Origin of the sequence: Sphingobacterium thalpophilum (assembly GCF_901482695.1) — a bacterium.
GTDB classification, from domain to species: domain Bacteria; phylum Bacteroidota; class Bacteroidia; order Sphingobacteriales; family Sphingobacteriaceae; genus Sphingobacterium; species Sphingobacterium thalpophilum.
Window position 1 is genome coordinate 5,601,320 of sequence record NZ_LR590484.1, and the last position, 13,126, is coordinate 5,614,445.

Genomic DNA, 13,126 nt, shown 5'->3' on the forward strand with positions numbered 1-13,126 from the left:
TGCCGAGTTTTGACCTTTTTTTTGATCTAGCCACATAAGCGAGGGTCAGTCCGAAGCCGGCCGCCCGCTCTTCACCTCTTTAAAAAAAAGAGCAAACAAAAATAAGCAGAACAATGAAATTCCTGCCGGAATAAACCAGAGATACTCCCAAAACTGCTGGGAATAGGTCTTTTTCAGGTAATCCGAAACCCCACCGGCCACCCAGAAGCCGATCAGCATCCCTACGCCATACATGGCGATGGTAATCAGTCCCTGAGCCGATGCCTTGTATTTCTCCCCCGCAATACGGTCAGTGTAAATCTGTCCGACCACAAACATAAAATCGTAACATATGCCGTGTAGGACTATACCGATGATCAATAAAAAGGCTTTCTCCTGTCCATCGCCGAAAGCAAAGAAAAGATACCGCAGAGCCCAGGCAGCAATGCCAAGCAAAATCATTTTCTTATATCCCAGCTGCCGGAAGAAAAAAGGAATCAACAGCAGACAGATCGCTTCGGAAAACTGTCCCAAGGCCATTTTCGCTGTCGGATTAGGCATGCCTACATTGACCAGAAAGGGATTGGCATTCTGATAATAAAAGGATATCGGAATACAGATGACGATCGCCGTGACAAAGAAGATCAGGAAGCTTTTCTGTTTCAATAAGCTCAGGGCATCCAGACCAATGGCTTTACCAAAATTAAACTGTTCACCTTTAAGCTGTATTTTAGGTGGAGTTTTGGGGAGAAACAGGCTAAATAGAGCCAGCAGAAGCGAACAAACTGCCCCCATAATAAAAGTATTATGCAGAGCTCCCTGCGCGATCGCTTCAGGAGCATCCCAGCGGAAAAGATAACTGATCACCAGCCCTGAACAGATCCAGCCTATTGTGCCCCAGACCCGTATGGCGGGAAAATACCGTTTGGCTTCTTCAATATGTCGGAACGCGATGCCGTTGGACAGGGACAGTGAAGACATATAGGCCATAAAATACACAAATACATAGGGATAGAAATGGCTAGCGTCCGGCGCCTGTGACATGGCATACAACAAGACCGCACCAATAAGGTGCAGGACTGCCAGCACACGCTCCGCATTAAAATAACGGTCTGCAACAAAACCCACAAAAAAAGGTGCAAATACGGCGCCCAGCGACTGGGTCGAAAAAATATTGGCAACTTCCAGGCCCGAAGCATGTAGCGACTGGGTCAGATAGGTCCCTAGCGTGACAAACCAGGCCCCTTTAATAAAATATTCCAGAAACATCATCAGGGACAGTTGAAAACGTAATATTGAAGTCATGGTGGTTTAGAATTGTTATTTATCGTTAAAAAAACAATATCGCGCAAGTTTACTTCCCACGGCATCGCCCGCTTCTAGGGCAGCACATGCAGCATAAAACGAAGCCAGTTCTTACAGGCGATCTTTTCAAGGTCGCCCGTCGTGTACCCGCGGCGCTGCAACAGGCCAAAAACCTTTTGAATGTCGGCTATGGTCTCCAGATCATAGGGGCATTGCTCTCGGCCGAAGGCGCCATCCAGATCACTGCCCACGCCTACATGGTCCACATTACCGGCCAATTGACAGATGTGATCAATATTGTTGGCCATGATTTCCAACGAACAGTTGGCGGATCTGGGGTCTGATTGGCCCCGTATCCAGTTCGGAACCATCATCCAGGCATCCAGCGCCACACCAATGACAGCTCCCTTCTCAATCAGGGCTGTGATCATTTCGTCGCTGAACTGCCGATTGTGGTTGACAAACCTGCGGCAGTTGTTGTGGCTTGCCCAAATAGGACCGTCATAACGTTCAACGGCATCCCAGAACGCGTCGTCATTGAGGTGTGTGGCGTCCAATATCATATGGCGCCGTTCCATCTCCCGCAATAGCTGTACCCCCTGTTGGTTAAGTCTGCCCGAAGCATCGGTACCATTGGCATACCGTCCGGGGCCGTAGTGGGCCGGACCAATAGCCCGTAGCCCGTACCGATAAGCAGTATCAAGATAACTGAGGTCCACCAGAGAATCCGCCCCCTCCAGACTGAGTAGATATCCAATGGGCTTGCGGGCATTGGGGGTACCATCAGTCCATAATGCATGGTGTTCCCGAAGTGCTGCTTTTGTACAGATCATCCGCAGCTCGCCCGCAGCTTCCATGGCTTTATACCATGCGAGCTGCCCCTGTGTCTGCGCCCAGGCCTGTTCTGCTGAGTACCAGCCCGGCAAGGTGCTGTCGGGGCGGACAAACCGGGCGATCTGCGTGGCCACGACAAGGCCGATATTACCTTTGCGCAACTCTCCGAACGTGACGGTTGCCTTTCCCCTATCGGGTTTGTCCTTCATCCCCGCTTCGCGCCGGTTGAGCTCATCGATTGGCAGACGGAGGTCCCGGTTCCATTCCATAGCATTCATGCTCAAATCGAGATGAGCGTCAATGACAAATGGCATTTCTACTTCATACATATCAATAATTTATTTTTCTATTGCGCGCAAATACAGGCCAGACCTCATCTGCTTCAGCCTGATGGACTGCATGCAAATCACTATAGCAGGCCACAGTAGGACAGATATGTCTGGGCACACAGTAGAACTCCGCGCCTATTTTAAAATCGGTACTGTTATCCACCTCCACCACTAGATGTTCTTCGCTCTGCATTTTAATTCCCCGGATCCGGTTGTCAAAAAACCGGACACGTGGCTGAGGCGATTCGCTGGCCACGGATTTGTAGCCCAGGTCGAGACAGAGATGATGTTGATCTGGAATGGAGATCACGCGGCAAAGTAAAACAGCCGCAAGCAGAAAGTTCTGCTCCGCATACTGCTGATAGCCGAAATCCCAGAACACAAAAGTCCCCGGACTACATTCCACGTCGGTCCGTCGCGCATGGAAAGGAAAACTTGGCGAACCACCGATGATTTTGGTGAGCGGTAGCGAAGTGGACACCTGTGCGAGGAGGTAGGCTGTCTCCAGCAGATCGTAGGCTTGCTGACTCTGCTGTCTGCGCCGGTCATAGTCCACATCGTGGATGTGTCCATCATAACCATGCACACCAAGCAGCTGAATCCCCTCCAGCAGCTGTATATCCATCACGAGGCGCTCCAGCTTCTCAAGAGACAGCCCAGTACGTCCCATCCCGACATTGACATCAATGTATACCCCTAGACGATGCTCCGCTTGTACGCTTTGTTTGGAAAGCTGCTCTGCCACGGCCACATTGTCGATCAGGCAGGCATATCGTGTGTCCGGAAAGGCCTTTGCAAGCTTAAGCAGGCGGTCAGCTTTGGGTCCAACGGGTTGATATGCGAGGAGCACATCTGCAGCTCCTATTCGACCCAGCAGTTCGGCTTCGGCAATAGTGGCACATTTAAACTTGGTTATTCCCCGCTGCAGCAGCAGCTGGCAGACCTCCTTGCATTTGTTGGTTTTGATGTGAGGCCGTAACCTGGACACATCACCCCCCACCCATTCGATGGCTCGGTCAATATTTTGCACAATGCGGTCGGGATATACCAGCAGGGCTGGAGAATCAAGCTGCTCTGCATTGTTTATACGATACCAATTTTCCATCCCAAATATTAATACAATTCAAAAAGAGCTTCTATTTCCACCGGAATATTATCCGGCAACGACCCGAAACCGACCGCACTGCGGGTCCCGATACCGTTTTCCTCACCCCATACGGCCGCAAAGAGCTCGCTGCAACCGTTGATAACGCCGGGATGGTATAAAAAGTCTGTAGTACAATTGACCATTCCCAATACTTTGATGACACGTTTTACGCTATTTAATGAGCCTAGATTTGTTTTGATGGTTGACAGCATCGTCAGGCCAACCTGCCTGGCTGCCAGCTTGCCCTCCTCAGGGCTCATATCGCTGCCTATACGTCCGATGATCAGGGACGCATCGTCCTGTACCGGCCCATGTCCAGAGAGATAAAGATACTTTCCGTCGATAACATAGGGTTTATAAACCCCTTTAGGAGCAGGCGCAGGCGGTAATGTCAAACCTAATTTTTCGAATTGTTCATCTGCATTATACATCATTTATGATCTTTAAGTGTTAAAAATAAATCTAATATAAAACTAATTGTAAAAGTAAAACCGCCAGTAGCCCGACCACAGAAACAATTGTTTCCATGACTGACCAGGACAATATGGTATCTTTGACGCTCAGTCCAAAGTATTCTTTAAATAGCCAGAATCCGGCGTCATTGACATGCGAAAACATCAGGCTACCCGCCCCAATGGCCAGTACCATCAGGTTGGGGTCAACCTGTCCACGGTCCACCATAGGCAACAGCACTCCTGCTGCCGTCAGGGCGGCCACGGTAGCCGAGCCCACGCAGCCACGGATTACCGCCGTAATCAGCCAAGCGAGCAGCAATGGCGATACGGGCAGCTGCTGTAGGGTATTGGCCAGCAGCAAGCTCACACCACTGTCTTCCATGACCTGCTTAAAAATACCTGATCCAGCGATGATCAGCAGGATCATGGCAATATCCCTGACTGCCGATTCGTAGATCGCCATCACTTTGGTCATGGACCGTCCGGTTTTCAGGCCCAGAAAATAAGTGGCCACCACGATGGCCAGTACCATGACCACTGTCGGGCTTCCGACAAACTTCAACAGCTGCAGCACAGTCACATGATCAGTCACAAGCACATAAGGAAGCAAGGTAAATAGGATAATCAGCAAGACGGGTAGCATAGCTACCAACAGGCTTATACGGACCGAAGGCTGTTTATATTCCTGCGAAGCAGCCTCCTCCTTCGGCTGAAAGATGGATGCATGGCTGGACCGCATATTTTTAAGGTATCGGCCAAATAGCGGACCACCAAGAACAATAGCGGGAACAGCGATGAGCAGACCATAAATCAGGGTCAGCCCCATGTCTGCATGAAACAGCGCGACCAATGCCACCGGCGAGGGATGCGGCGGAATAAAACCATGGGTGACAGATAATGCCGCCAGCATGGGCAGACCAATATATACCGCCGGTAGCTTATACCGGTAGGCAATCGAGAAGATCAAAGGCACCAGCAAGACAAAACCTATTCCATAGAACAAGGGTATCCCGACAACAAAACCCGTCAGCATCAGCCCCCATTGAAGGTACTTTTCCCCCATGAGACGCACCATCTGCACAGCAATGATTTCGGCAGCCCCACTTTCAGCGACAATCTTACCAAGCATCGCACCAAGCACAATAATCAGGGTCAGACTCCCCATGACGCCGGCGATCCCTTTCTCCACGGTGATGATCAGCTGGTCAGGAGCAATGCCCAGGCAAAGCCCGCTTAAAATAGAAACCAGCAGAAATGAAAGAAATGCATTTATCTTTAGATAAGTAATGCAGAGAATAAGCAAACAGATGCTAATACCAATGAGGACGATGGTCATGCTATCAAATTAGGTTTACTTCCATCTAGAGAAGCGAAACAAACTTTGGTCTATAAAATCATTTTTTCATGTTCAAAATAGCATTATTTTTCGTTTCTTGCAAGGAATATAGAAAATAATTGAAAAAGGGGGACAAAAAATCCCCCTTTTCAATTAGTTGTCAGCGACGCCGGCCACGGATATCCATCGGCTTATTTACCCGGAATCTCCCGGAGGATATCAAGCAAAAAGTGCCAGAACTTCTGTACAGAGGATACGGAAACCCGTTCTGCCGGAGAATGAGCCCCCAAGATGGTCGGTCCGAAGGAAATCATGTCCATACCCGGATAGTTGGTTCCCAATATCCCGCATTCCAAGCCGGCATGACATGCCACGACTTCAGGTGCTTCTCCGTGTTGTCGGTAATAGACGGATTTGAGCACTTCCAAAATTTCGGAGTTTGGATTCGGCGCCCAGCCGGGATAACTGCCCGAAAATTGGACGTTAAATCCACCGAGTTCGAACGTAGCCTGCAGTGCATGCGCAAGATCCAGCTTAGAGGTTTCCACAGACGATCGAGTCAGGCATTGTATGGAAATGTGTGCAGCAGTTACCTCCACTTTAGCGATATTATTGGATGTTTCGACGAGATCGTCAAAGTCAGCACTCATCCGGTAGACGCCATTAAGCGCGGCATACACGCTGTTGATTAAGTTTTTCTGTACAGCAAGTGGGAGCACGGTCTCTCCTGCTGCGTCCCTAGGCTCGATGAAAATCTCCATTTCGGGCTCCGTGGTCGCAAATTCCTGCTGGATCTCTTTGGCCACCAAGCTCAGTTCCTCAACAAAAAGAGCTGTTTTATCTGCATCGACCACAACCTTAGCGACACTTTCACGCGGAATAGCATTGCGGAGGCTGCCACCAAGCAGCGACGCAATACGCAAACCGTATCGTTCATTGGCTTTATAAAGCATGCGGTTCATCACTTTATTTGCATTGGCATAGCCTTTATGGATGTCCATTCCCGAGTGGCCACCATGGAGACCTTTGACGGTGATCTCATAGGCTACCGTACCGGTGGGGCATGCTTCAGCAGTATAGGCCTGCGTAGCTGTAACATCGATACCTCCGGCACAACCAATATCAATTTCGGTATCATTTTCTGTATCCAGGTTGAGGAGTATCTCCCCGGTCAGCAAGCCACCTTTTAATCCCAGTGCTCCCGTCATGCCGGTTTCTTCATCAATCGTAAACAGCGCCTCGATAGCTGGATGAACAATATCTGTGGACGCTAAAATCGACATAATAGCCGCCACGCCCAGACCATTGTCGGCTCCGAGGGTCGTGCCTTCGGCTTTAACCCAGTCACCATCCACATACATCTTTATCCCCTGGGTGTCGAAATCGAAGACGGTATCATTATTTTTTTGGTGAACCATATCCAGATGTGACTGCAGAACAACCGTTTTGCGATCTTCCATTCCGGGACTTGCAGCTTTTTTGATCAGCACATTGCCGATTTCATCCACCGTCGTGTCCAGACCTAAGGATTTTCCGAAATTCACCATAAAGGCAATGACCCGCTCCTCCTTTTTGGACGCGCGTGGCACAGCATTCAACGCAGCGAAATGCTTCCATATCGCCTGTGGTTCTAAAGTATCTAAACTATGTTCTGCCATAACTAAAAATTTGTATCCCCAAAGTTACTCCATTTTTACCATATAAACAGTCTTTACACGGTCTGATTGAAAACAAAAACCGTCCGCTGATCGTTCTAATAAGGGTGTAAACTTGAAACAATATAAACATGCACAAACCAGTTAAAGTAGAGCGAAAAAACATTTATTTCAAACCGGACAAAAAACGTGTGCTAGCCAGGTTTTTCTTTCTGGGAGATGACCGCACCGTTAAAATCATCAAGCGTATTTTGGCACAAACAGAGTTGGAGCGCAAAGAAATCTTTGGCCAGGTCCTGCGTAGCTACACCAAACGCCACCGTAGTATTGTCAATATTTTCGAGCGCAACTTTGAGCGCGTCAGTCATCTCCTCGAGCGGATTCCCTACCCTAAAGATAAACTCAGCCACCTCGACAAACTTCTAATCGGTTCATATTTCACCATGGAATATTCGATAGAGTCGGCTGCCTTATTCAACCCTTCTATCGTTGAGCATCCCGACCAAACCGAACTTTTTAAAGGAGAAAAGCGGGTGATCCTCAGCTTTAGGGCGACCGGCGAGGGGCATGTCTCCTCCATTGTCTTTCGTTCGGGTACCATCGATGCGGAGAACAACATTCAAATCGATTACATTGGCAATCTGCTGGATAAACCCATGCAGGTAAAAAACCATCGCTACCATAAGGAATCGTTTTTAAAGAAAATGAATGAGCTGCACGCTGCGCCCACCGAAGTGAAGACCAAATTGGAAACCAAACTGACGCCAACCTTTACTTATGAGGAGCTCAAGCGATACATTGATGAGGTCCGGACCGACAGTGAGGACAACCTGGAAAATATCACCTTTCTGCAACAGGCCCTGTGGCTGGCTTCGTCGCATTATGAGATGACCTTTTCATTGGATACTTCTATTTCCGAGCGGGTCATCTTCCCCATTGCCGATACAGAAAAAAGGGGCATCGAAGATGCCCGTTTTGTACAGTTCAAAGATGAAAAAGGGGAAAGTATTTATTATGCCACCTATACCGCTTACGATGGATTCAGCATCCTGCCGAAATTGCTGACCACAAAAGATTTCTACCATTTTAAGGTAAAGCCGATTTACGGTGAAATTGCCAACAAAGGAGCGGCGCTATTCCCACGGAAGATCAACGGTAGATATGCGATGCTGTGTCGTATCGATGGCGAAAACAACTATATCGCATATTCCCACAACATCAATATCTGGCAGGAAACAGCCATCCGGATCCAGCAGCCTGAATATGCTTACGAATATGTGCAGATCGGCAACTGCGGTTCGCCAATCGAAACCCAGTATGGCTGGCTGATCCTCACCCATGCTGTCGGACCGATGCGTGAATATGTACTGGGAGCCGCGCTGCTGGATCTTGACAATCCCCATGTAGAAATAGGGCGGCTACATAGCCCACTGATGACCCCCAACGATGAAGAGCGTGAGGGCTACGTTCCCAATGTCATTTATTCCTGTGGCGCCCTGATTCACAACGACCATCTGATCCTTCCGTACGCGATGTCAGACTATGCATCCACTTATGCAACCATCAAGCTTGAGGAACTGCTGCTGGCTATCTTGAATCCGGAACGCTATCAGTAAAAGCCCGATGGACCACAAGGTAGGCCAAATAAAAACACAGTGTGCTTTCAGCTCCCTGGTTTCTATTGATACCATAAGACTCGAGTCCATCACAACAGCCTTTGGTCTCCTCGTCGTATAAGCCCAGCTTCAGGTCATTTTCGCCGAGGAACCATCGGAACGCCGCTATCATCCGGGCAAAATAGACCTTTTTGCCTGTCAGGCGAAAGGCCTCCCGGTACATAAAGACCATAGCAGTGACATCAATGGGCTGCTGTCCAAATTTACTGATGTGTTTGCCCTGCTTGGCCCATTCCTGGTTACCCACCAGAGAAAGGGCACCATTCTGCATGGTAATACTTTCCAGAAAGGTTAAGGTAGTCAAGCCGAGCTGTTTCACGCGCTCGTCATTCAGAAAAGGATAGGATGTCAGTAGCGCATAGGGCAAAATCGCATTGTCATAGGCCAACACAGGTTCAAACCATTGCCAGCTGTCGTCCGAACTGGCGTCATATTCGTGCTGCAACCTACCGATCAACTCACGCATCAGTTCGACCATCGCCTCATCGTTGGACTGATGATGTAAATATTCGGCAATTCCCAGCACGGTATAGGCAATTGCACGATTGGACCGCAGTTGCCTAAAGTGCGGCACAGACCTAAAAAACAGCTCACGTCCCAGCTGATAGTAGCTCGTTGATTTCGTTTCCCTTAAAAGTACACCCAAGGCCCATATTGTCCTGCCAAAGGAGTCTTCGGATCCCACTTCATCCAGAAACTGGTTTTGGAAGCTCATAAAATTGTGAAACAACCCGTCCTCGCGCTGATGATAATATATATAGCTCAGGTAAGTCGAGATACGTCGATCCAGACGCTTGTCGGAGAAATCCCGTTGCGCCAACAAGGTTAGCAGAAGTGCTCTGGCATTGTCGTCCAGACAATAACCCTCCTTATAGTTGGGAAGTGAATACGTCGCATGCTGCACGATGCCCACCTGATTGGTTAGACGGTCTATATGTTTCCAGCTGAATTTAGGCAGCTCGTCTTTGGTAAACGCCGTATTTTCCTTCAGGCCGTCTGGCGACGGGATCACCTTCTCCAATAAACGCGCATATCGAAGGCCGATATTTTTCCAGGTCATCTCGCGCCCCAACGCACGGGCATTATCACGTAATGTCATCCGATATTCCTGATTCCCCAGCAGTTCGGTCAGGACAGCAGCCATATTGGCTGCATTTTTGAATTCCACCAGTACCCCGCGGCCTTCGGCCAGCAATTCTCTGGCGTGCCAGTAAGGTGTAGACACCACTGCCGCTCCGGCACCTATGGCATAAGATAAGGTGCCACTAGTGATCTGCGCCTCATTGATATAGGGGGTGATATAAACATCACAAGCGCAGAGGTAGTCCACCAAATCCGACTGGCTCACAAACGAGTTGACAAATTTTACATAGGGCTCGAGCTGATAAATGTCCACCAGCTGCTGCAAATACTGCCTGTACTCCTCGCCAGAGTGGGCCAGTACGTTGGGATGGGTCTTGCCAATGACCAGGTAAAGCAGGTCGGGTTCCTGCTTGACCACCTCCGCCAGCGCTTCCAGAACAGTCTCTATCCCTTTATTGCGGCCCAAAAAGCCAAAGGTCATCAACACCTTCTTTCCTGTGAGGTGTGTCTTGGCCTTCGCTGCTGACTGATCCAGGGGAAATGTGGGCACGCCATGGTGGATAAGTCTCACCTTTCCGGTGTTGACCCGATAAATGTTTTTAAGCAGGGTGATCGCATAATTGCTCATGACAATCACCAGCGAAGCACGTTTGACAATTTCGATTAAGATGGCTTTCTCATCCACAGTGGGCTTTTCCAGTATGGTATGAAAATTAACGAGCAGTGGGATGTGAAGTGCATTGATGAGCGACAGAATATACATTCCACTATTGCCGCCAAAGATACCATATTCATGTTCCAGGATAACGCAGTCATAACCGTTTTCATTGATGAACTTAGCCGCTTCAATATAAGAAAGCTGCTGATGCTGATCGATTTTAAAAACCACTTCGCCCGGATAATTGTAATCCCGGTCCGAAACGGCGACCACGTGCTGCGTCAGGTCCTGATTGTGTAAAGCAACGGCATGCAACAAATCCGAGGTAAAGGTGGCAATACCGCATTCTTTGGGCAGGTAAGTACTAATGTAAGCGATCTTCATGGAATATACGTTTGAAAATAATGTGATTGTAAGTGTATCTACTCCTTTATCTAAATGCTTTTCGGCGCGAAATTGTTTTCCCGGACTGCATTTAATTGGGCAGGATTTAATAGATTTGTCAGCATTCTAACACAAAGGAACGGATGAAATCACCGAAGGAAAAAATGATTGCCGGCATTCCCTATATCGATTCGGACGGCAAATTGTTCAGGGAAAGACAATATGCAAAGCAGGAGCTTAAGCGGTTTAACGATTCGGACCCCAAACACATCAAATTTAGAAAACAGATTATCCAGAAGTTATTTAAGGCTACGGGCGCGCGCTTTTTCGTTGAGCCCCCGTTTCATTGTGATTATGGCTATAACATCTCCATCGGGGAGAACTTCTACAGCAACTACAATTGTACCATATTGGACGGCGCTGCAGTGACCATTGGGGACAATGTACTCTTTGGACCGAATGTCAGTCTGTTTACCGCTGGTCATCCGATCCATTTTGAAGCCCGAAACCTGGGCTGGGAATTCACGGCACCGATCACTATTGAGGACAATGTCTGGATCGGTGGCCAGACGGTTGTCAATCCCGGTGTACATATTGGGGAAAATTCGGTCATCGGTTCGGGCTCAGTCGTCACCAGGGATATTCCGCCCAATGTGGTCGCTGCTGGCAATCCCTGCCGTGTGATCCGCGAAATCAGCGATATGGACCGCATCGATTACGAGCAAGAAACTGCCTTTTAAATTCAACACCGCATATCAAATTAACGTCATAATCCGATAGATCGACCAGGAAACAACGGGTCTATAATCTCAAAACAATTAGTTTTGTCAGATAGCTTTTGAATTAGGACTGTATATGATTGGGCGTTTATATTTTATCATTCCATTATTTTGTTATCTGATCTGCTGTATGCCTGGATGTGCAAAGGCTCAAAGTGCTTCCCAACGTTACCAGCTCGGCATCAAGACCGACACTGTATTCCACAATCCCAAACGGTTGTGGGTGCGTGCCGCCACAGAATGGTTCTCCTTTCAAGCCTTACCGGCATCATTCAATTATTTTGTACGTAAGGACCCCTATTCGCATATCAGTTTCGGCAACTGGTTTAAGCATCTCAATCCCAGAGCCTGGGCCTGGGACGACAATGCCTTTGCCACCAATCAGATCGCCCATCCCTATCACGGGCAGCTCTATTTTAATGCGTTCCGATCCAATAACTTTAAGTTTTGGGAATCCTCGGCGGCCACTGTGGCCGGAAGTTTCCTTTGGGAGACCGCAGGTGAAACACAGGCCCCTTCCATCAACGATCTGGTCAACACATCCTTTGGGGGTATCATATTGGGCGAAATGACCCATCGGCTGTCTCAGAATGTGCTTTCCCGCCCCACGCATTCCCTTGCCGAACGGCAGAGCAAGGAATTCCTGGCCTTTTTGATCAATCCGGTGAACGGCCTTAACCGTTTGCTCGACGGACGTTGGGGACGTGTTGTCAGAGGACAGGTGGTCGACAGTTCCCGTGTACAAGCCGAATTTGATCTTGGTGTAAAACGCTTTGACGCCAGAGAGGGAAATATTATAGAAAAGGGGAAAAACGATCTGTACGCACGTCTAAAAATCGTGTATACCAACGGAGAGGTGGACCATAAAAAGCCCTTCGATGATTTTTACGTTAACCTGGAAGTCGGATCCGACGATAGCTCTTTTGTGAATGCACTCAACGTCTATGCATCACTTTATGGAAAACGAATATTAAAGAATCTCCCGGGCCGGCATCAGGGTACCGTCTCTGCCAACTACGATTTTATACACAACGAAGCCTTCTTCTATGGCGCTCAGAGTGTAAACTACAATATTATATCCAATTTCACATTTGGTAAAAATAACAAATTCACGACAACGATTGGCGGCGGCCCTGTTGTGCTCGCTGCCGTTCCGGACCCGTACCTGCTGTTTGGAGAGAGCCGAAACTACAACTATGGGCCGGGTGCAGACCTACGCGGCTCTGTGGATATCAGTGTATGGAAAAGACTGAAGCTTGGGCTGAGTTATCATGGAGGCTACTTTGTGACGCTTAGCGGCAACGATTCCCATTATTTCCTGCACACGGCCTCGGGCTCCGCCAGCTTGAGGCTCCTCAAAAACTTTTCGCTCAACGCGAGCTCAGGCTACTTCCGTCTGGAAGGAAACTTCAAAGACTACCCTGATATTGACAAAGATTACCCCTTTGTGCGGCTGTCACTAGGGTACAATGTGACGTTTTAAGTCCCGTACCGGACATCTATTCC

At 48.7% G+C, this 13,126-nt stretch carries 10 protein-coding genes; 3 read left to right on the forward strand and 7 right to left on the reverse strand.

All coding sequences use genetic code 11. The annotated features are described in order from the left end of the window. Positions 1 to 45 precede the first annotated feature (45 nt). The 6 genes from FGL37_RS23760 to FGL37_RS23785 form a co-directional block, all read right to left on the reverse strand. Positions 46 to 1,284: an MFS transporter gene (locus tag FGL37_RS23760; protein ID WP_028068432.1), complete on the reverse strand. Its 1,239-nt coding sequence runs from the start codon at positions 1,282 to 1,284 to the stop codon at positions 46 to 48. 74 nt (positions 1,285 to 1,358) lie between these two features. After that, entirely contained in the window at positions 1,359 to 2,447 is a 1,089-nt protein-coding gene (locus FGL37_RS23765) for a dipeptidase (protein ID WP_232048766.1), read from the reverse strand. A 1-nt stretch (position 2,448) separates the two neighbouring features. Continuing rightward, complete coding sequence (locus FGL37_RS23770; RefSeq protein WP_028068434.1) at positions 2,449 to 3,552, reverse strand: D-TA family PLP-dependent enzyme; 1,104 nt, start codon at positions 3,550 to 3,552, stop codon at positions 2,449 to 2,451. 8 nt (positions 3,553 to 3,560) lie between these two features. Next, the gene (locus tag FGL37_RS23775) at positions 3,561 to 4,028 is read right to left on the reverse strand and encodes a RidA family protein (protein ID WP_028068435.1); all 468 of its coding nucleotides are present in this window, start codon (positions 4,026 to 4,028) and stop codon (positions 3,561 to 3,563) included. 28 nt (positions 4,029 to 4,056) lie between these two features. Next, entirely contained in the window at positions 4,057 to 5,385 is a 1,329-nt protein-coding gene (locus FGL37_RS23780) for a GntT/GntP/DsdX family permease (RefSeq protein WP_028068436.1), read from the reverse strand. A gap of 191 nt (positions 5,386 to 5,576) precedes the next feature. Then, on the reverse strand, positions 5,577 to 7,043 hold the full coding sequence (locus FGL37_RS23785; protein WP_028068437.1) for an aminoacyl-histidine dipeptidase: 1,467 nt from the start codon (positions 7,041 to 7,043) through the stop codon (positions 5,577 to 5,579). A 128-nt stretch (positions 7,044 to 7,171) separates the two neighbouring features. Between FGL37_RS23785 and FGL37_RS23790 the strand changes: the two genes are divergently transcribed. Continuing rightward, positions 7,172 to 8,656, forward strand: a complete 1,485-nt coding sequence (locus FGL37_RS23790; RefSeq protein ID WP_037532125.1) for a glycoside hydrolase family 130 protein — start codon at positions 7,172 to 7,174, stop codon at positions 8,654 to 8,656. Here the strand turns inward: FGL37_RS23790 and FGL37_RS23795 are convergent. Continuing rightward, positions 8,628 to 10,841, reverse strand: a complete 2,214-nt coding sequence (locus FGL37_RS23795; protein WP_028068439.1) for a glycosyltransferase family 4 protein — start codon at positions 10,839 to 10,841, stop codon at positions 8,628 to 8,630. The two genes, FGL37_RS23790 and FGL37_RS23795, sit on opposite strands and share 29 nt — an antisense overlap. A gap of 143 nt (positions 10,842 to 10,984) precedes the next feature. On the opposite strand from FGL37_RS23795, the gene FGL37_RS23800 reads away from it, so the two are divergent. Beyond that, complete coding sequence (locus tag FGL37_RS23800) at positions 10,985 to 11,581, forward strand: sugar O-acetyltransferase (protein WP_028068440.1); 597 nt, start codon at positions 10,985 to 10,987, stop codon at positions 11,579 to 11,581. 169 nt (positions 11,582 to 11,750) lie between these two features. After that, entirely contained in the window at positions 11,751 to 13,103 is a 1,353-nt protein-coding gene (locus tag FGL37_RS23805; protein WP_160169455.1) for a DUF3943 domain-containing protein, read from the forward strand. Positions 13,104 to 13,126: the final 23 nt, after the last annotated feature.